Raw genomic sequence first — 20,954 nt, 5'->3', positions numbered from 1 at the left:
TTTTGCTTATGTATACCACAAAACTATTGACAAAATTAAATTATCATGGTAGTAAAGGCTTTGCCGAATAAATTCTGTGACTGCACAGTCGAAGCCGGCCGGCGCAGACTAATGACTAATAACTACCGAGCACTGACAACTAACTACTGACTAAATTATGCGTATTTCTCTAAACTGGCTGCGGGAATTGGTGGATGTGTCCATATCCCCGGAGGAATTAGCCGAAACCCTGACAATGGCAGGCTTTGAAGTTGAAGAAATTGAAGACCGCCGCCCGTGGGCAAGCGGTGTAGTTTTGGGCAAAATCATCGCATGCGAACAGCATCCGAATGCAGACAAATTGAGAGTTTGTCAAGTGGATGTCGGCTCTGGTGAAGCTTTGAATATTGTTTGCGGCGCACCCAACGCTAGGGCAGACATTTACGTGCCTGTCGCTGTTGTCGGCACTTATTTATCGACTATTGATTTAAAGATTAAACCTGCTAAATTGCGGGGCGTTCCTTCAGAAGGAATGATTTGCTCTCTGGCGGAATTGGGACTATCTAAAGAGTCAGCCGGAATTCACATTTTTGAGTTAGAAAATCCCGAATTGGGCAGCGATATTCGCCCGATTTTGGGTTTAGACGACGTTATTTTAGACTTGACAGCAACTGCTAACAGGGCAGACGCTTTGAGCATGGTGGGCGTAGCGCGGGAAGTGGCGGCGCTGATTGGGGCGAGTTTGAGAATTCCCGCAGCGAATGGTGTTGTGATTGAGGGCAAAGAAAGTCCTGGTTTGGCAGTAGAAATATCGGAACCGCAAGGATGCCCGATTTACATCGGCACGGCAATTGAAGGTGTGAAAATTGCTGCTTCTCCAGCTTGGTTGCAGCAGCGGTTGCAGGCTGCGGGAGTGCGGCCAATTAATAATGTGGTTGACGTGACTAATTACATTTTGTTGGAATGGGGACAACCGCTGCACGCTTTCGATCGCGATCGCCTACAATCTTTCACTGGTACTCAAGATATCAGCATCGGCATCCGCTTTGCCAAAACAGGCGAATCGTTCAAAACTTTGGACGGACAAAACCGCAATTTGCAAGCACAAAATCTGTTAATTACTGCTAGCGACAAACCCGTTGCCTTAGCTGGGGTAATGGGTGGCGAAGATACGGAAGTTCACGAAGGAACGCAAAATTTAGTCTTGGAAGCCGCGATTTTTGACCAGGCAACGATTCGCCGTTCTGCGCGCGCTCAAGGCCTGCGGAGCGAGGCATCGATCCGCTACGAACGGGGGGTGAATCAGGCGGCTTTGGCGACGGCCTGCAACCGCGCTGTAGCCCTAATTTTGGAGTTGGCTGGAGGCACTGCGACGGTGCAGAAAACGGCGAGTTCTGGCGATGATTTGAGTTTTTCGCGATCGCTCGAATTGCGTTTAGACCGAGTAAATCTGGTTTTAGGGCAGTTGAAAAGAGGACAAACGGGCGGTTCTAAATATCTGGAACCGGAAGAGGTAAAAAATATTCTGACAGCCTTGGGATGCGAAGTTGTTGCGACGGAAAAAGAACGGGTGTTTGCGATAACTGTTCCTGCTTACCGCTACCGGGATTTAGAAAGGGAAATTGACTTAATTGAAGAAGTTGCCAGACTCCACGGTTATGACCATTTCTGCGATACTTTGCCCAGCAAAACGGAACCTGGTTATCTGTCGCCGGAATACGCGGCAATTCGGAATGTGCGATCGGCTTTTCGGGCGGCAGGTTTGACGGAGTTGATGCACTATTCTTTGGTGAAAACTGAGGGAGACAATCAGGTTGTACTGGCGAATCCGCTGTTTGTGGAGTATTCGGCTTTGCGGAGAGAAATGCTGTCGGGTTTGATTGATGCTTTCGGGTACAATTTGGAACAGGGAAATGGGGCGCTAAACGGTTTTGAAGTCGGCCGCATTTTCTGGAAAGATGGGGATGCAATGAAGGAAGCCGATGCAGTGGCGGGGATTATTGGCGGCGATCCGACTGTGTGGAAATGGCAGCAGGGAGGGCGCGATCGACCTTTGAGCTGGTTTGAGGCAAAAGGTATCTTGGAAAGCGTGTTTCAAGAGTTGGGTTTGTCGGTAGAATATCAAAGTGATTCCTCGAATACACGCTTGCATCCTGGCCGCACGGCGGCGTTATCGTTAAACGGGAAACATTTAGGAGTTTTTGGACAGTTGCACCCGCAATTGCAGCAAGAAAAGGATTTGCCTGAGCAGGTTTACGTGTTTCAATTAGATTTAGCGGTGCTGTTGGCAGCGTTGGATCGATCGAACAACTTAACTCGCAAATTCGCGGGTTATTCGAGTTTCCCCGCTTCTGACAGAGACATTGCATTTTTCGCACCAGTTGAAGTTCCGGTTGTTGAGATGCAGAGTGCGATGAAAAAGGCTGCCGGGAGTTTGCTGGATTCCGTGGAACTGTTCGACGAATATCGAGGCGACAACGTACCGGCGGGACAGCGGAGTTTGGCTTTTCGGTTAATTTACCGCGCGGGCGATCGAACACTCAGCGAAACCGATGTCGAACCGGCACAGCAAAAAGTTCGCGATGTTTTAGTTGAGAAATTCGGTGTCAGCCTCAGAAGCTAATTGTAAGGGCGGTGCTAAAATTGCCCGCCCTCTCTCGACTTACACGCAAAGACTGAGAAACCGGGTTTCTTCCAAGATGTACCGCCATCAACCAACTATTAACAGAGAAACCCGGTTTTTGTGGCCAAGCGATTCCTAAAAAAATTAATTACTCAAAAAATCAATAATTTAAAGGACGCAACATCTCCCGTACAAAAAAAGAAAAATCAGGAAAGCGCAAAAGAGAAATACTATCACCATCCGCAAGAATTACCCGACTTAGATAACCATCCTGACTCGGTTCTCGAAAAACATGAAGTTGCCGATTATTTACATCCAAAACCCAATAATCAGTAATTCCCGACTCAGCATAAATTTTCGCTTTAATCCCGCAATCCGTTCTCAGCGTAGTATCCGCAACTTCAATAATTAGATAAATTTCTGAAGGAATTGGATGGTGGTCTTCATAGTAAAGTGGATCTGGTATAACTACAGAAATATCCGGTTCAGGTTGCGAGTAATTATTCATCCGAACCGGGTCTTGCAGTCGCACAAAAATCTGTTCTCCTAAATGGTTATCCAGTAATATCTTCGTGCGCGCAATCGCCGCACTGTGTGCTGTTCCTTTGGCGGCCATCTTTACTATCTGTCCTGCCAATAATTCTACTCGTTCATCTTCGTCAAAAATACCAATTTCTGCCATGCGGTGATACTCTTGAACCGTCAACAAACGAATGTCTAATAAATTCATAGCAATCTACTCCTATCTAACAAACCTCTCTCTTTCCCCTCTTCCTCTGCGCCCTCTGCGCCCTCTGCAGTTAATTAATCTTAATCCTTGAAATTTTAGTTAAATCCTGTTACTCCTATTGTACAATAACTTTTAAACAAATTCATCCAAGGCTCAAAACCGTGACCAAGTATGTAATGTGGGGAAGTTACTGCGAAGACGTTCTCGAAAAACGCGCTCCGTTTCGAGACGCTCATTTGGCAGGATTGGCTAAGCAAAAGGAATCGGGAGTATTAAGTACGATCGGGCCAACGAAAGATTTAACAAAAGTTTTTGCAATTTACGAAGCGGAAGATGAGGCACAGGTGCGACAATTAGTGGAAGCCGATCCCTATTGGGTAAATCAGGTTTGGACAGAATACGACATTAAAGAGTGGATTCAAGCGTTTTAAAGGAGTTAGCAGGGTGAACATCTTAAGACTAGGCGACGACGAACTGGTTCCAGTAGATTATGGCGATTTGCTGGACAAGATTTTAGAGACTTTGCATACCAAAAACCCATTTAGCGTATCAGAAGACCGCCGTCGCTTGTTAATTGATATTGACACCATTGCTGCGGATGTCACCCAAAAGGAAGTGCGAAAACCCTTGGGTTCTTTAGAACGTCAAGCACATTCTGCTACTGTTAATTTCCCCGCAGAAATTGAGGAGCATTTTGGCAGTCAAGTCAGGCAGATTAGAGAGTGTTTGCGGCAGCAACTATCAACTAAATTGCCACAAAATACTTCTGTCGAAAGCTTTGTCGCTAATTTGATTAGTCCTTTAGATTCACCCTCTTTTCGGGGAAGTGGCAAAGAGTTAGGCTTCAAATACGATTTTGGCATCCGCCACCCTTTAGAAAAAGAAAAGCTAACTTTGCAAAGCCTTGGTTCTGGTAGCCATGCGACTTTAAAACTTCACAAATTAACGATTGCTGTCCGAAACACTGATATTTTTGAACAAGAACTTAAGCAGGGTTTGCAAAATTATATCAATGAAAATGCCGAGAATAGCAGCGACATACAAGAACTCAATCATCGTCTTGATGAGATGGTTGAAAATCCCGATTCTGATTTTCACAAATTAATCAAACTTGTAGACAAAGAAACTCTGGGGAAAATAAACAAAGAAGCTCAGATTATTTATTTAGATTATCTGCTAGAACACATTCGTGCTAGCAACAGTACAGATGCAGTGGGAATCATCTATTTAGAAGATTTGATTCGTCGACTCAGATTGATAGAAGCTTATATCAACGATTCAAATAAATCTGATGGCGAGTATGAGGTTAATTATGCTGGAATTAGAGTTAATTACAGAGAAATATTTGCCAGAGCGGAAGTCCTAAATTCACTGCCAATTATTCCTATTGTAGAAGGTTATTTGGGAGAAAGTACGGACAATTCTCGTAACGAACGTAAGTTTGTATCTGGACTAAAAATTAAATTTGATAATCCAGTTCAAGCGCGCGGTGGAAAAGAAGTATTTGAATATTCTCTAAATCTGCTCAATCCAGATAGTGAAGAACACAAATCAGAGTTTGAGGAGGATTCTAATCCCGAAACATTTGTACGAAAAGTGTTAAAACTAGCATTGCTGTACTATTTTGTGTTTGCTTCTCGCAGCAATCCACTAGCACCAAATTACGACCCGGAATCTGAGTTCAATTATCAGCCGATCGCCATATTTGAGCAAAGAGTATTGCCAGTCCTACAAGGTTCTGACGACGAGGCGAAAAGAGAGCTATTTCGCAACTTTATTAAAGGGTTTAATCAGTTTAATATTAAGCACAAAATTACCCATCTGAAAAGGATGCTGAAAGGCTTTCTGGAACGTCAGACAACTTTGCCAAGCCACACAGAAACGCGACACGTAAACCTCAAAATGGGTCTGGTAGAGGATATTGACAATATTTTGACGACTGGTAAATTTTTTAATGAAATTATGGAGCGAAATTACAAACAAACGCTCCATTATATTACCGTCAAAGATCCTAGTGTCGATGAAAGATCTATTTGTCAGCTACCAGTCAATATCAGCATAGAAGATGTCCGGTATTTCCCGACTGATGAACGCCAAAATTTCAGCATGGAATACAACATCAAAGATGTCGATGTTTTGCCTGTACTTTCTGCACCTAAAGCCGATCGCTCTAGAGCCATCTACGACAAGCATTTTCAGACAAAATTAGTTGTGTTTCCCTACGACGACAGACGACTAGACAGCGGTGATAAAGGTTTACAACCTGCGGCGATTTTTGTTTATAAGTTTGCCATGCTGCTGCTGTCATATATCTGTCTGAGGATATTGCTCAAAAATACTGAGGGCAACTTATTTATTCCGATGGTGAGACTTCACGAAGGTGACGACAAAAACCCTTCGCCGTCAGAAAAGTTTATGGCCAACCTTTCCAAAACATTGTCTCATATTTTGAGTGAAAAACAACGCTCAACTTCTCAAGGGTTTCGCATTAAAAAACAGCCCAATGGTTACACAATTCGGAACGGTTTGAGTTCGATGTATTCAATTCTACCGAAAAAATTTAAGTTTAGCAATGTACAGCTATCGCCCGAGTTGGACAAGTTAGCAATTATTGTCGTTTCCAGTCGAGATAGTGATGCGAAAAAAGGTAATCAAAACCGCTTCCAAAGACAAGCTAGTTTAATCGGAGAAGTTGTCGGAATTAATCGCGTAGACAATAGCACAATTCAAGTTGAAATGCTGAAAACACTTTCCGAGAATTACAGTGTCAGCCGTCTTTATTCTGAGCCGTTAATCCTTGAAGATGTCATGAGCCAGCTTTATCAGCAAGGATATCGAAATTTCGCATATATTTCCCAAGCACCTTACATGAGTAGGCTGCATATTACCAAGACTGAGGAAGATGAGGAATTATCTTTCATGTCAAAAAAATTGCTCCGAACTTTGAAAGGAGAGCGCCGAGATATCAAAATTTATCCGATATTCTTTGACAAATACTATGTCCGTAGTTTCCTAGGCGATAAGGGGAAATCCTTTTATATTCAGGATGCAATGGAGCTTGAAAGCTTGTTTGCGGATACCAGTCAACAAGCTGTGATGTTTTTTAACTTGTTTAATGGAATTAGAGTCAGGGAGGAAAAGAACTTTTATAACGGTGTAATTTCCTACTCGACTCTGTTGAATATCTATCAAGGTATCCTGGACGATCAAGATATTCGTGAAGGTTTAATTTATGATGGTGAAATCAAAAATACTTTGCTACATTATCTAACACTATTCCACTTTTCTAAGTATGAAGCTCGTCACAATATTAGTTTAAAACTTGACCCCTACGAGCGGATTATTGGCGATGACTCGGTTGGTGCTTTGTCTGTATTTAGTCATGCTGGCGGTAGTGCCGATTTTAATTCCCTGGCATTTTTGAATAAGGTAAGAGAAGTATTAAATGTCAGCGATGGAGGTACAGGATCATGATCGGTGAAGATTTTGGACGGCTGTTTGAGGTGGGATTCAATATCGGCATTCTGGCATATATTCAGCGGGAAAATATAGCTCATAATTTCGGTGATTCCTATCGTCTAGATTTGCAGAAACTCAAATTGCCAAAGATGATGGCGGAAATTACTAGAGAAGCTAATTTGCTCGGTAGTTTGGATGCTAAAATTGTTGAAAAATGGAGCTTATTTTTTGTCCAAAAAGGCTTTATTGGTGGGTTGAATTTTTTCCACGAGTACATCAAATCTACGGGCTGGAATTTAAATTTGGTGAAGATTTTGTACTGTCAGTGCAGTTTTAGCGATGCTAACAGTATCATAACTTATAATAAGGATGCAAAAGCAGGATTTAAAGAGGTATTATCTCAGTTAAAAACTGCGAAACCAAATTTATCAGGCGATGAGATTAACTCCTACATCCGTCGCTACAAGGAAAAAGGCGAGTTTTTGCAAGCTGATACCCTGATTTTGTTACAGAATGGTAAGGATTTTAGAATTCTGTGCGTTGATTTATCTGTGTTTACTCCCCCGTTGACTTCGGAAAAAGTTGAGAATCTGAACGAAATAGAGGTGATGCGGAAGTCTTTGCTTAGAGAAATTAGCTATTTGCGATCGAAAAGTGTTTTTTCTAATCTGCGAATCGATACTAGCACTTTAGGGATTGACTTTTCGGAGGATTTAAAACGTTATTTTACGGCTTTTAAGTATAAGGATAAGGAAAGCGCTAAGTTGATTCAGGCGGGTAGCTACGCTCACAGCTTCTACGGTTTTCTGCAAACAACTGGTATTATTCCTGATGGTGCGGAGGTGTTGTTGAATGTTGTCGGTTATAGCGATCGCACAATTAGCGCAATTTCCCTCCGCAGTGATAAAATTGACATCTTGGCGAATTGTGCCAAAATCTACCAGCAGGAAGCGAAAGATAAACAGATTAACGATGCTCGTGGCGAAGTTTTAGATGCGATCCAACTCAACGCGGCTCGCAGTTTTCAGCAAGGCAAAAAGTTTGTCAGCGATTTGTTAACGATTGGCAAAAATGTCACACCTGTATGTCATACAGAGCGGATCGATAACTTTGTCAGTTCCATTGATATTATCTCAGATAAATTGGCAGATGATTTGCAAATTTCTCGCGGATTACATCTGAGAAATGCTCACGCTGAATTGATGGTGAAAGCACTGGAATCTGACGAAACTTACTTGTTTTTGACTGGGAATCCGGGAATTGGGAAAACAACTGCGATCGCCACTTTCCTCAAAAGCCATATAAACGACGGCTTTTTGTTCTTTTATGTCAGTCCCCGCAAGCAAGTTAACTTAGATATCATCGAAAAATTCCGAGATAAAAAGACGGGTTTGCTGTGCAACAATCGCTTATTTTGCATTAACTCAAGCTCCGATATTATAGACAGCAATTTTGGACAATGTACCGTCAACTACGTCGCAAATAATCATCAAGAAAATTTTCACCAAAAAAGTGTTCAATTCATCAACGAGGGTGCAAAAATACAGCGTAAAAAATCTCACAAGCCGCAACTTGAAAGGAGGGGAGAAACAGTAATCAAACCTAGGATCGGCAAAAAGCATGGGGTGCTAAATAGCATTTGTGAGGGAATATATTCGCTCATAAATTGCCAGACATCAAACAATATCGTGGCTACCGTTTCTATTCAGTCTTTGAAGGTGACAGAAACTGGCAAAAACACCCTCCAGCATTTAGAAAAAATATTTCAGGATGCTTACAACAAGCGGGAAAAATCAGTCATTTCTCCTAAAATGCAAGAAATCTCTCGCCGCATCAAACACATTTTCATTATGATCGATGAAATTACTGGAGACGACGGCGGCGTTGAGTTTTTGCATGGAATTGGTAGGCTGCTTAACAAATATGAATTGCACAACCCAAAACACGGTTTTAATACTAAAATTATTGTAGCCGATGCTTCGATTGTGGATCCGGATGTGATTAAACAACACCTCAATGATACCTCGCCGGAACCGGATAAAATCTATTTCAAAAACCTACCCAAAAATTCCGAGGAAATCCCACCATTACAGGTGACTCCTTTTGAATTCCAACGCTTAGCTGCTAAAGTTATCAATACGAATTCCTATCCCGCTCGCAGTTTAGAGATAACTTATAAGGTATTTGTAGAGGCTGTCAAGTTTACTGAAGATACTGCTTTAAATCCAAAGAATGATTTAGTAAAACGGGTACAGTCGGAAATAATTGAAGATATTAATCAGCGGTTAGCAATACCGGGATTTGAACAAATTATAGTCTACATTCAGGATAAGCAAAGATTAGCCGAGTTAATTGATAAAATTCAAAAAAAACGAGAATTTAAGCGCTATAACGATTATCTGGAAGTCCACGCGAATATCTCGGAAGAGGAGAAAGAGCAAATACAAAAGTGCAAAAATAAAGTTAAAGTAATCTTCATGACTGCATCTGGAAGTCGTGGCTTGTCTTTCCCGAAAACTAAGCATATTTTAGTAGATATTCCCCGCTTTCAGATTGAAAAAAATCTGATGGAAGTCATACAGGTGATTTATCGTGGGCGCGGGGAAGATGAGGATGGTAATACGCTGGATGGTGAAGCTAAGGAGTTGGTTTTTTACTTGTCTGATACAGCAGTTTATTACGCTGATGATGCGGAACTTTCGCTACAGGAAAGCAAGTTGAGTTTGTTGAATTTGCTGCTAATTCTGAAGACGGCGGTGATGACGCGGATTGTGGGATATGGATATTTGGGTAGGGAAAAGTTTTTGATGATTCCGATTGGCGGGAAGTCGATTTCTGCTGTGGGCGATACTTTTACTAGCAAGATTGCTTCTTTAATTAAAATTTTGAAAAGCGAACACCGCAGCAACCCAAGAAATAAGTTGCTACAGGAGGTTTATCAAGGTCTGGAGCAGCTTTTGAACCGTGGGGAGTTTGTTTTGACAAATTCTGATAAGTCTCGTTCAACGGGCGATTCTTACCTGGAAATGCGGGAGGATTTTAATCGAAAGTTTTTGCAGATGTGCAATCCTCTTGAGGGTTTGTTGGGTTGTGGTAATCTAGAGATTGGTCATGTTTGTGGTAGTTTGTTATTAGTGCCTTTGGCTGATAAAAGTTTGCAGGAAAACTACCAGATGGCGCTGAATAGGGAAATTCGGAAATGTTTAGATGCTAAGTTGCTGCAAAAAATGGAGATGGTCAGGGATAGCAAATCTTCCCCTGAGAATTTACAATTGGCTATAAGAGGATGTGCGATCGAGCTTTTGCAGTTTCTCAACGACGATTTGGAGAAAACTCAGTATTTTGAACAGCAGAGTCAGCAGTTCTATCGCTATTATGCTATACCTTTGTTTGCTTTTGTCAGCGGGGAGGAAATGCAGGAGTATTTTGCTGACACGAGGCTGGAAGAACCCGAAGACAGGAGGTTTCGAGATATTTTGTCGGCTTATGTGCGATCGACCTATCCCATAGACAGTGTAATGCCGATCGGGCACAAGTATCAAGACTTCCCATTTATCGTATTTAGAAGCTACAGTTTAGAGCAAAGTCGCGAAAAGATTTTTACAGATAAATATCTTTTGAGTTCCAACGAATTGAACGTGCTCAATTTGATCTTGTCGAAGCAGGTAAACTGAAACTTGTAGGCTGCATCAGTTATAATAATAAATCCGGCTTATTCACTCATTTTTCGATCTTGATTAATGTTTTTCTACGGGCTTTACACCCCGTAATTTCAGCTTTCGTAGAGCAATTTTCGGGAGTCCTAACGGAGTTTCATCACTACACCAAAAAATAAATTTCTTATATTTTTTTACTAGACCTCTTGCAAAAATAGATGGACCGGAGAGCCCGTCCGAAAATTTGCTTAAAAGGACTTTTGCAAGAAGTCTATTGCTTCTTTGACTTGATGGCAATTCATTTTAGAAGCCATATCTGTTGCAGGATTGTAGGAAAATGGTATAATTTGATTTTGTCATTCGCGGTGACTTCTGAATCTTACCGATAATGCCACATAAAATATTTTTTCAATCTATTCAGTTAGCGATAAAAATTTCAGCCAACATAGCATCGCTAGGGCGAGTTTTGCCGCACTAAACTCGATCCTAATATCAAATTCTAACTAAATCCGCCCCTTAAACCTTCTCCTTCTTCCTTCGCGTCCTACCCTACGGGAACGGCTTCGCCGAACGCGTCTTCGCGGTTCCTTTCTAACACAAATACCCAATCCAAGCCGGCAAAACCTCCGGCGAACCGTACCACTTCCCCGGAGAACGAGGCGAATGCCAAACTCCCTCCAACACCAAATTTTCGGCCCCGTCCAAAACAGCAGCTTCCACCGGCGTAATTCCATCTCCCCAAGTTTCGCCCTTCCCCACAGTCAACTCGTAACTTTTATAAGCCAGCCAAGTCCCTAAACCCCGCTTGCCAAAAACAGCCTTCCCAGCAGCGCATACATAGCGCACCTGCGGGTGAAAAGCCCCCGGATAGTGAATTTTGACAAAATCTAGATTTTTGCGCGTCCAGCGCTCTTGAGAGACGTGCGGCGTACCTAAAGTGATTAAAGTATTCACATAAGGGTGAGCTTCCCATAAACCCGCGTCCTCAAGCACGTCGCCGTGAATGGTGTAAGGCTTTTCGCCCAAATAGATGCGAGAAATCCAGCCGCCGGCGGAATGACCGACGAGATTGATCTGGGGAACGCCGTATTGCTGTAACATTTGTTTGACCGTACGATCGAGCTGTCGCAAAATTGGCACCATCGACCGCCCGCCAAAAGTCGGCAACCAATCTCCCTTGCCCAGAGGCACTGTTACTGTTGGGAAACCTCGATCCACCAGAGATTTTTCTAATTGGCGATAGTCGGAAGCAGCAGCAAAATATCCTGGTAAAATCACGGTTGGTAATGGCATTGTCAATTTTAGATTTTAGATTTTAGATTTTAGATTTTGCGGCCGGAGTGTTACGATCTGTTTTTCAAGTTCAAAGACGCTTGCTGAAGCATCTTTTGGATTGCTAATATCTGCCGCTCGTTAAACCTTTTGCTTAGGGAATATCTACTGCTATGGCTCGCGAGCCGATTCAAACATGGTATTTTACCCTAGTTGTCGTTCACTTAGAAGACCGTTTTCTACTGGTACAAGAGCGCAAGCACGAGCAGCAGTGGTATCTCCCAGCAGGGCGAGTGGAAAAAGGGGAGACTTTGCTGGAGGCTGCTATGCGGAATACCATCGAGGAAGCGGGCATTCCCGTCATCGTTGAGGGAATTCTCAGGGTAGAGCACACAGTGATGCCTAGGGGCAATGTGCGCCTCCGAGTCATTTTTGTGGCTCGTCCAGAAGATAAGACGCCGCCCAAGAGCAAGCCGGATGAGCATACTTTGTGCGCTGGCTGGTATTCTCTCAAGGAATTAGACCAGTTGTCTCTACGGGGAGAGGAAGTTCGGGAAATGTTTCAATATATGGCAAGTGGCGCTCCTATTTATCCGATCGACTTGCTCACCATCGAGGGAGCTCCTTTTAAAAATTACCGCTATCGCTGGTGAATCTGTCGATTTGAGATTTTAGACTTCGGCGTGAGTGCGATCGCCCTTACGATTTTAGATTTACTTGCAGCGCAGTGAATCAGGGAGCAGGAACTTTAATTTACAATTTTTAGAATCGACCCTGACGCTAGTGTCGCGGGCTTGTACTCATTTTGGGGCGGGGCTACCGAGGGGCTGCGGGCTGGGCTGACAGCCACTCGATCAGTTTTTTGATGGCGTAACCGAATTGGAAACGCCGATCGATCGAACTTGTCGATCGTGTTTAATATATTTGGTTCAGTTTCGGGCCCATGAATTTTCATCAAGGTCGATCGGGCAATTTTGATACCGACCGTGCTAAAATTATACCTTTGAATTCCCAACCTCTCCTCATTAAAACGAATTCACACTCAATCACAACCACAACAATATAAATTACCCATCCCCCAATCCCCCAATCCCCCAATCTAAATCTAACAATCTCCCAATCCCCCAATCTAAAATCTAAAATCTAAAATCTAAAATTTAAATGACTGACTCTTCCTCCCTAGCCAACACCCTTTCCGAACCGCTGCGCCAGCCTTATTGGTGGGCAGCCTTAGCTTCTGTCGGCCTTCACGGAGTCTTCGGAGCAACCGCCCCGACGCTCTCAAGCATATTTTATGGTGGAAATTCCTCAAAAAATATCCCCGGTTCTGTCAGCTTGGTAGAACTAACTCCCGCAGAAGCCGGCCGCCTGCCACAAACCATACCACCGCGCCCGTCCAATAAGCCGTTTTTGATTGCACCAGTTCCCTTGCCCGCCTCGCCCAAGTTAGCCCCGCCCTTGCCCCCCGCACCTCCAGCTATCAACTTGCCCGCCCTACCGCCGGGAATGCCCCCTCCTGGATTCTTTTCCCCTCTCCCTCCTTCCCCTCTCCCGCCCTTCACGGCCCCAATAGCCCCGCCACCTCCGAAAACTCCATCCCCAACATTCAGAGCCCCCTCCCAGACAACACCCACTTTCATCCCGCCAGTACCTCCCAGCGGTTTGATTTTCCCGCCCTTGCCGAGTAATTTCGATCGCAATATCCCGCCGCCGCCATCCCTGACAGAAGTGCCCCAGCTTCCCGGTGGCGCCTCGGAAGATGAAGCAGAGACGCTCAAAAAGCTCATAGCCAGTAGAGGCGGACTCCCACTATTTCCAGACGGAGCTCCAGTCTTCACCCCCGAATTCCCAATTGGCAGGAATGTGGGACCCGATGGAGTACCAAAATTGACTCAAAAAGATCCGAATAAAAGGAATCTCATCGCAGAAACTCCCGAAGAAAGAATCAGGAGGCAACAATTTGAAGAGGGACAGCGACAGCTAGGACAGTCTGGACAACCGGGTTCCAACTTATCCACCGACAGAGAGACACAGCTTGCGGCTGCAACTACGTATGTTGCTTTGTTTGACAGATTCAAAAAGGCTTATCCTGACTTGGAAATGACCGGGCCGACTCCTGTGAATATCCCTTATCCCCTAGCAGCTTGCTCGCAAAAACTCGAAGGAGTAGCAGTTTTCGGAGCAGTTGTCAGCCCTCAAGGCTTGCTCAAGGCCGAGCCTCAGCCGATCGTCCCCACGGGTTACGGTATTCTCGATAATGCGGCTAAAATTGCGATTATTAGCCCTTCTCTAACATTTTCTGCCGCCAGTACGCACAAGCTTTACCAACTGGCTGTCCCGTTTAAATACGACGAAAAAGTTTGCAGCGGCATTCCTGTCACCCCATCCACCGCCCCAACCAGGCCCAACCCACCAGGCCAGCAGCCGCCAGCGGTAGCCCCCACAGCGCCCAGACCAACAGGCCAGCCGCCCTCCCCAGGGCCTGTTGAAGTGAAACCGCAGTTTGAGAAGCCGCCGGCCCCCTCAAACAAACCGCAGCCAGGGGCCCAACCGTCGCCGCCCGCACCCAAGCCTGCGGCTCAACCGTCGCCGCCCGCACCCAAGCCTGCGGCTCAACCGTCGCCCTCGTCTCAACCGAAACCAGCCGCGGAACAGTCGCCTTCTCCTCAACCGCAGCCCGCCGAAGAGTCCCCGCAGCCGGAAGCTGCGCCTTCTCCGGCCGCCGAAGTGTCGCCGTCGCCGTCGCCGGAAGCTGCGCCATCTCCCGCCACCGAAGTGTCGCCGTCGCCGTCGCCGGAAGTTGCGCCATCTCCGGCCGGTACCGAAAATTAATTGGGAATCGCTAATGGGCAATGGGGAATCAGTAATTGGTAATATGCAATCTGCTTGCTTCACTATTGTGAGTTAGTAGTTAGTAGGGTTCGTCAGCTTTAATATTTGTTGCTTCTCAAACAAATTTCTACTTGCTGACGCGACCCTAATTTTTCCACTAAGAATGAAGTTGTTTTTTGTCCGCCCGACCCGGCTTGGGACGATTGAAGTTTTGACTACAAAGCTAATTACCTATTCCCCTTAAGCTCTCAATTGTATTGAACTTTATACATTTGGAATAAGTCGCCGCTTTGCTTTTTTACTACCTTAGCGCCTGCAGCTTTAATCATTTTTTCCCAATCTTCTATTGTCTCTAAAAATACTTCTCCGGCTCGATAAGTTTCCAAAATTGCCCAATCTTCTGCTAAAGGAGCATTAGGGTTGAGGACATCAAAAACAAAATGACCGCCCGGTTTTAGTACCCGCTTGACTTCTCCCATGACAATACTCCAATAGTCTATGGGATAGTAACAGCTAAAGCCTGTAGCGAGGCATAAATCGAACTGATCCTCTTCATAATTTAACTGGTGAGCGGGGGCCCATTCTACGCCTTTGAACAGCTTAGAATTGAGCTGAGGGCCGCGAGCGTTTAAGGCATCTCGCGCTGCGCTGCTGATTTCTTGACCGTAAAAATATGCTTCCCAATCCCGCCAAGGGTAGATGAGAAAGCTGACTCCGCAGCCAATGTCTAAACAGCGCTGATTTTTTTGAGGTTTGGCAATTTTCCAGAAGGGAGAAACTGTTTTTGCTTGGAGAGTTCCTGCAACTGATTCTAGGAAAATCGGCATTGCTTCGACTTCTTCGGGTAAGGCGAAAGCTTCTCCTCGGTATTCGCGATCGAACCGAGAAGCAACTTGCGACAGTAAAACTTGCCAGCTATCTGATTTTCCTTTAGCAAACCAAGTCTGCTCCGGGCCCGCGACTGGGCGATCCGACTTTTTAGACATTCTTGAATTACCTTTTAGAGGCTTTGAGAGCTTTTGTAAAGTTTTGGCGGTAAGGCTTATTAAAAATTAACGCGGGCCAGAGCAAGGACAGCTTCAGGCGATTTGCAAAACTTCTGTCGAAGTTAGTGCGATCGAAACCATTCCAAAATTTCCAAATACCGCCACCGTAAGCGATCAGCAATGCCAAGCTAATTAACGTACTCATTTAAAAAACCCCTAAGCAATGGATAGGATTTTGGGTCAGCTAGTCAAAGCGCTATCCTTAATCTATCATTTATTAGACGCCAAAGCGCACCGATACCTGTAGCAATTCCACCTTCAGAAAGAGACTTCAAAATCCTCGCTGGCTGCCAACTGAAAAATATAGCAGAAGGAAAAAAGAAGAAGGAAGTAGGAAGGAGGAAAAAGGAAGAAGCAATATTCAGCAAGGGTTTCAGCAATTAAGAACGTCTGTAGCGTCGATCGCGGTTGCTATAACAGCCAGGAATATAGCTTTTAGGGAGCAAGCAAGAAGGGAGTTCTGGCAAAAGTCGATGATTCTGATAGCAGGCAAACTTTTTCTAGCCGACAATGACGGTAGAGAGGTTTCTAAGCAAGGAGGATTTTATGCGTGCAGTGCTGATGGCTGGGGGGTCGGGAACGAGGCTCAGACCCCTGACGTGCGATTTGCCCAAACCGATGGTGCCGATTCTCAATCGCCCGATCGCAGAACACATTATTAATTTGCTAAAAAGGCATCAGATTACGGAAATTATTGCGACGCTGCACTACCTTCCTGATGTCATGCGCGAATATTTTACTGACGGGGCAGAGTTTGGCGTTCAAATGACTTACGCTGTGGAGGAAGACCAACCGCTGGGTACGGCTGGTTGCGTCAAAAATATTGCTGAATTGCTCGATCAAACTTTTCTGGTCATCAGCGGCGACAGCATCACAGACTTCGACTTAACAGCAGCGATCAAATTTCACCGCAGCAAGCAATCCAAAGCCACGTTAATTTTAACTCGCGTTCCCAACCCGATGGAATTCGGGGTCGTGATTACCGAGGAAAATTTCCGCATCAGCCGCTTTCTGGAAAAGCCTTCTAGCAGCGAAATTTTCTCCGATACCGTCAATACCGGCACCTACATTTTAGAACCGGAAGTATTGGACTACCTGCCTGCAAATAAAGAGTGCGACTTCTCAAATGACTTGTTTCCCTTGCTGCTGGAAAAAAACGAGCCGATGTACGGTTACATCGCCGAGGGTTACTGGTGCGATGTCGGCCAGTTAGATGTTTACCGGGAAGCTCAGTACGACGCGCTGCGGGGAAAGGTCAAACTGGATTTGACCTACTACAACCAAGTTCAAGCGGGACTTTGGGTAGGTCAGAATACTTTTATTGACGATAGCGCGATCATTGAAGTACCGGCGATGATCGGCAACAATTGTCGGATAGGAGCCCGAGTTAAAATCGATGCCGGTACGGTGCTCGGAGATAACGTGACAGTCGGGGCCGATGCCAACCTCAAACGTCCCATCGTCTGGAACGGAGCAATTGTCGGCGAAGATGCTCACCTTAGGGCCTGCGTGATTTGCCGGAGCACTCGCGTAGACAGGCGCGCTCATGTCTTGGAAGGTGCGATCGTCGGTTCCATGTCGATCGTCGGAGAAGAAGCGCAAGTGGGGCCAAGCGTCCGCGTCTGGCCGAGCAAAAATATTGAATCCGGCGCTCTGTTAAATCAAAATTTAATCTGGGGAGAACAAGCTAAACGGAATTTGTTCGGTCAGCGCGGCGTTCAAGGACTGGCAAATGTGGATATTACCCCGGAATTCGCGGTGAAATTGGGCGCGGCTTACGGCTCGACTTTGAAACCCGGGACTTCGGTATCGGTTTCTCGCGACCAGCGGAGCATTTCGCGGATGGTTTCGAGGTCTTTGATTGCGGGTTTGATGTCGGTGGGAATTAATGTGGTCAATTTGGAATCGACGGCTATTCCGATCGCGCGCACGGTTTCGTCTACGCTGTCGATTGCTGGCGGCATTCACGTTCGCATTTCGCCCGATCGCTCGGACCACATTTTAATTGAATTCTTCGATATCAAAGGCATCAATATTACTAAAGGGGCTGAGAAAAAAATCGAGGGGGCTTATTTTAAGGAAGATTTGCGGCGGGCTCTAATTCCGGAAATTGGAGAGATGTCGTACTTTAACCAAGCACTCGACGTTTACAACCGCATTTTTGAGCGGCAGATGAATGTTGAGGCAATACGCTACAGCAATACTAAGGTCGTAATCGATTACGTTTACGCAGTTTCCGGAGCAATTCTGCCGCAAATGCTCGCCAAGTTCGGCTGCGATGCGGTGGTGCTCAATGCCAGTCTCAAGCAGACTTCTCTAAGCAACGGGGAACGGGAATATTTGCTTGACCAACTCGGCCGGGTGGTGAAAGCACTTAGCGCTAATTTTGGCGTGCAGGTGTCGGCCAACGGCGAACAACTCATTTTGGTAGATGAGTCTGGGATAGCGATTCGCGGGGAAATGCTGACGGCGTTGATGGTAAATTTGATGCTGACTTCTCATCCCAAAGGTACAGTAGTAGTGCCGGTGCATGCGTCTTCTGCGGTGGAGGCGATCGCCCGCCGCTATCAAAGCAAGGTAATCCGCACGAAGGCGAACCCAACTGCTTTGATGGAAGCTGCTAACAGGAACCCGAATGTGGTTTTGGGCGGCAGCGGTCTTATGGGTTTTATTTTCCCGCAATTGCATCCCGGATTTGACGGAATGTTCTGCATTGCTAAAGTGATAGAAATGATGACGATTCAGGAGCGATCGCTCGGACAGATCAAGGCCGAACTTCCCCGCGTCACCCACCGCAGTTACAGCGTCCGCTGTCCTTGGACTATCAAAGGTTCGCTGATGCGACATTTAGTAGAAACTCATTCGCCCGATCGTTTAGAATTAATAGATGGAGTGAAGATTTTTAACTACAGCGACGACAATTGGGTATTAGTTTTGCCCGATGCGAGCGAACCGACCGTTCATATCTTCGCCAACAGCGAAGATCGAGATTGGGTATCTGAAACTTTGAAGGAGTACCGCACCCTCGTTCACGATTTTGTCAGTCAAGCTGAGGCGGCGGTTCGCCAAGATAAATTTGGTAACGTGTAATCGGGAATCGGGAATGGGGAATTGGGAATTGGGCATTGGCAATGGGGAATTGGTAATGCAAAAGTAAAAAAATAAAATGCGTTATTTTAAGTTTTACCTTTTTACTGGAAAGTTCATGCCCAATTCCCAATCCCGAATTCCCTGTTTGGTCAATTCCCAATTCCCGATGCCCCATTCCCGATGCCCAATGCCCAATGCCCAATGCCCAATTACTCACAGATAACAGATGAATAGCTGCATTTTGATGGCGGAAATAATTCAACAACCGCAACTCCGTTATACTCCTGACAATCAACTTCAAATCGCTGAGATGCTGGTGCAGTTTCCCGGCCCAAAACCTGAAGATCCGCCCGAACATTTGAAAGTGATAGGATGGGGAAATTTTGCTCAAGAAATTCACGAGAAATATCACGAGGGCGATCGCGTGATTATTGAAGGGCGGCTGAGCATGAATACGATCGAAAGAGATGGTATTAAAGAAAAGCGCGCTGAACTGACAGCTCAAAGGATTTACAGTGTCAGTGCCGATGCAATGAGTGCGGCTCCCCCAGCTAGAACAGCCCCCGAACCAGCTCAAATTCGCGACAGCGCGCCGGCTAATGTGCCGAGCAACGTGGTTCCTATGAGTTCGCGAGGCCGCAGTCCTAACAGCGCTCCAGGCGGTGCTAACCGCACGTCTAGTTCGGATTGGAACTCGCATCAGTCGTCAAATTCTGAGTCCGATCGCCAGTCGGGTTCCTCTAACGAAGCTGACAATCCAGATTACGATCCGATTCCATTTTAAAAATTAGGGTGCATCACTTTACAACTGGACTGTTCGATCGAAAGTGACGCACCTTAATTTAAGAGTGATCGCACTTCAGGAAAAAAAGGGCGATCCTCTTCGAGGGCTGCGCTAACAAATTTGGCTGAACTACGAGCTAAATTGCAAATTTTACAGCTTGATCGTCACAACTTTTTTCTTGCTTTTTTCGTCGCGCAGCACGACGGTATTGTAGGGTGATGTATCCGTCCCCAGCGGAATTGGCAGCTTAAAGCTGCTGCTCTTATGCTTAACTTCGCCTAAATCAATGCTTTTCGTTATATTGCCATCTGTTGCCAGATAAGCGCTAAGTTCGCCTTGGTTGAGTCGATAGAAGGTATTATCCTTCGTACCTCTCAGTTAGATCCGGACGTGCTGGTTTCCCCGCATCCGGCTCCCGATGTTCTTGGCTTGCGCCTTTGCTCATGTGGATATAATCGTGGCAGCTTTCGTGAACCGCTAGAAGGTTATTTATTTTCCAATTACTATGGTTTCCGTCTACATGATGTAGATGTACCTTTTCATCGCCTAGCATTTTTAGACCACATTTTCCACATTTATGGTTTTGCCGTTTTAAAGCTTTAGAGGTTTCGCCGTTATAGAGCTTGCTGTTACGTTCACTCCAGTAGGCTATATCTCCGTCGTAAGGCGATTTCTCCCTTTTGACGTTGATAAATTTGTTTTCGGAGCAAGGAACCGCCGGGAACGCTTTTGCTATCAATTTCTTGACAGTATAGCGATTCTGTTTTGTTTCCTTGTTGAATACTTTGAAGGCTCTATTTCGGATGGAGCTTAGCGAAAGCCGTGACCCATACAATTTACAGTATCGGTGGTAATTTCTCCAACCTCTAACCACAGGGGCTAATTTCTCAGCTTTGACCGTGGCACCATAATTCGAGTTGTTAACGATGTCTTTTACCTTCTGACGGAATGCTTTAAAATTATCCACTGATGGAACGCATCTAAATATCCCGTTGTTCTGCACTTTGAAATGCCAACCGAGGAAGTCAAATCCATCTGTCGTAGCAGTTAGCTTAGTTTTCTTTTCACTAACCTTCATCCCTCGTTCTGCCAGAAATTCGCTGACTTTATCAAGTATTGCCTCTGCGTCATCTTTAGGCTTCAGAATTATTACTATGTCGTCCGCGTAACGGACTAATTGATGTATTTCCTCAATCCCATTGAGAGCGATATTGGCTAGTAATGGACTGACCACGCCTCCTTGCGGAGTTCCTTGTTCGGGAAATTCTGGATTGACTCCTGATTTTAGACAGCGGAATATTCCGGTCTTGATGCCTTTTGGAGCAATGAGTCGTTCCATTATGCTGGTGTGGCTTATCCTGTCAAAGCATTTTTCGATATCGAGTTGGATAACCCGTTTTTCTATTCCATTGCAGAAGGAGCGTAGATTGTTGAACAGAATTTTTTGTGCGTCGTGCGCCGACCGTCCTGTTCTAAATCCGTA

13 protein-coding genes are annotated in these 20,954 nt (G+C 45.3%); 8 read left to right on the top strand and 5 right to left on the bottom strand.

The window, feature by feature from the left end; genetic code table 11:
- The first annotated feature begins 157 nt into the window (after window positions 1-157).
- A complete protein-coding gene (gene pheT / locus QUA40_RS17185) occupies window positions 158-2,602 on the top strand; it encodes a phenylalanine--tRNA ligase subunit beta (RefSeq protein ID WP_333127886.1) in 2,445 nt (814 codons plus the stop codon).
- A gap of 160 nt (window positions 2,603-2,762) precedes the next feature.
- On the opposite strand, the gene QUA40_RS17180 is transcribed toward pheT, so the two are convergent.
- A complete protein-coding gene (locus QUA40_RS17180; RefSeq protein WP_333127884.1) occupies window positions 2,763-3,332 on the bottom strand; it encodes a Uma2 family endonuclease in 570 nt (189 codons plus the stop codon).
- 161 nt (window positions 3,333-3,493) lie between these two features.
- Between QUA40_RS17180 and QUA40_RS17175 the strand changes: the two genes are divergently transcribed.
- The 3 genes from QUA40_RS17175 to QUA40_RS17165 are packed head-to-tail and all read left to right on the top strand — an operon-like array spanning window position 3,494 to window position 10,465.
- Window positions 3,494-3,763 carry a YciI family protein gene (locus QUA40_RS17175; RefSeq protein ID WP_333127882.1) on the top strand — a complete coding sequence of 90 codons (270 nt, stop codon included), beginning with the start codon at window positions 3,494-3,496 and terminating at the stop codon, window positions 3,761-3,763.
- 13 nt (window positions 3,764-3,776) lie between these two features.
- Window positions 3,777-6,806 carry a hypothetical protein gene (locus tag QUA40_RS17170; protein ID WP_333127880.1) on the top strand — a complete coding sequence of 1,010 codons (3,030 nt, stop codon included), beginning with the start codon at window positions 3,777-3,779 and terminating at the stop codon, window positions 6,804-6,806.
- On the top strand, window positions 6,803-10,465 hold the full coding sequence (locus tag QUA40_RS17165) for a helicase-related protein (RefSeq protein WP_333127878.1): 3,663 nt from the start codon (window positions 6,803-6,805) through the stop codon (window positions 10,463-10,465). Before QUA40_RS17170 ends, QUA40_RS17165 begins: the two co-directional genes overlap by 4 nt.
- Before the next feature lie 573 nt (window positions 10,466-11,038).
- Here QUA40_RS17165 and QUA40_RS17160 read toward each other — a convergent pair.
- Window positions 11,039-11,740: an alpha/beta fold hydrolase gene (locus tag QUA40_RS17160; RefSeq protein WP_333127876.1), complete on the bottom strand. Its 702-nt coding sequence runs from the start codon at window positions 11,738-11,740 to the stop codon at window positions 11,039-11,041.
- 152 nt (window positions 11,741-11,892) lie between these two features.
- Here QUA40_RS17160 and QUA40_RS17155 point away from each other — a divergent pair, with 152 nt between their 5' ends.
- On the top strand, window positions 11,893-12,372 hold the full coding sequence (locus tag QUA40_RS17155; protein ID WP_333127874.1) for an NUDIX domain-containing protein: 480 nt from the start codon (window positions 11,893-11,895) through the stop codon (window positions 12,370-12,372).
- A 508-nt stretch (window positions 12,373-12,880) separates the two neighbouring features.
- Window positions 12,881-14,551, top strand: coding sequence for a hypothetical protein (locus QUA40_RS17150; protein WP_333127873.1), 1,671 nt, complete (start codon window positions 12,881-12,883; stop codon window positions 14,549-14,551).
- A 248-nt stretch (window positions 14,552-14,799) separates the two neighbouring features.
- Here the strand turns inward: QUA40_RS17150 and QUA40_RS17145 are convergent, their stop codons facing one another.
- Together QUA40_RS17145 and QUA40_RS17140 are read right to left on the bottom strand one after the other, a co-directional pair.
- Window positions 14,800-15,537 (bottom strand): class I SAM-dependent methyltransferase, encoded by a 738-nt coding sequence (locus tag QUA40_RS17145; RefSeq protein ID WP_333127871.1) that lies wholly within the window; start codon window positions 15,535-15,537, stop codon window positions 14,800-14,802.
- A gap of 7 nt (window positions 15,538-15,544) precedes the next feature.
- The gene (locus QUA40_RS17140; protein WP_333030091.1) at window positions 15,545-15,742 is read right to left on the bottom strand and encodes a hypothetical protein; all 198 of its coding nucleotides are present in this window, start codon (window positions 15,740-15,742) and stop codon (window positions 15,545-15,547) included.
- Window positions 15,743-16,143: 401 nt separating this feature from the next.
- On the opposite strand from QUA40_RS17140, the gene QUA40_RS17135 reads away from it, so the two are divergent.
- Entirely contained in the window at window positions 16,144-18,687 is a 2,544-nt protein-coding gene (locus QUA40_RS17135; protein WP_333127869.1) for a mannose-1-phosphate guanyltransferase, read from the top strand.
- Between the two features lie 226 nt (window positions 18,688-18,913).
- Complete coding sequence (locus QUA40_RS17130) at window positions 18,914-19,471, top strand: single-stranded DNA-binding protein (RefSeq protein WP_333127868.1); 558 nt, start codon at window positions 18,914-18,916, stop codon at window positions 19,469-19,471.
- Window positions 19,472-19,829: 358 nt separating this feature from the next.
- Here the strand turns inward: QUA40_RS17130 and QUA40_RS17125 are convergent.
- Window positions 19,830-20,954: reverse transcriptase domain-containing protein (locus QUA40_RS17125; RefSeq protein ID WP_333127866.1), on the bottom strand; the 1,125-nt coding region annotated here is incomplete at its 5' end.

Source organism: Microcoleus sp. Pol11C3 (assembly GCF_036701485.1).
Classification (GTDB): Bacteria; Cyanobacteriota; Cyanobacteriia; order Cyanobacteriales; family Microcoleaceae; genus Microcoleus.
This window is presented reverse-complemented; position numbering and strand designations above follow the sequence as displayed.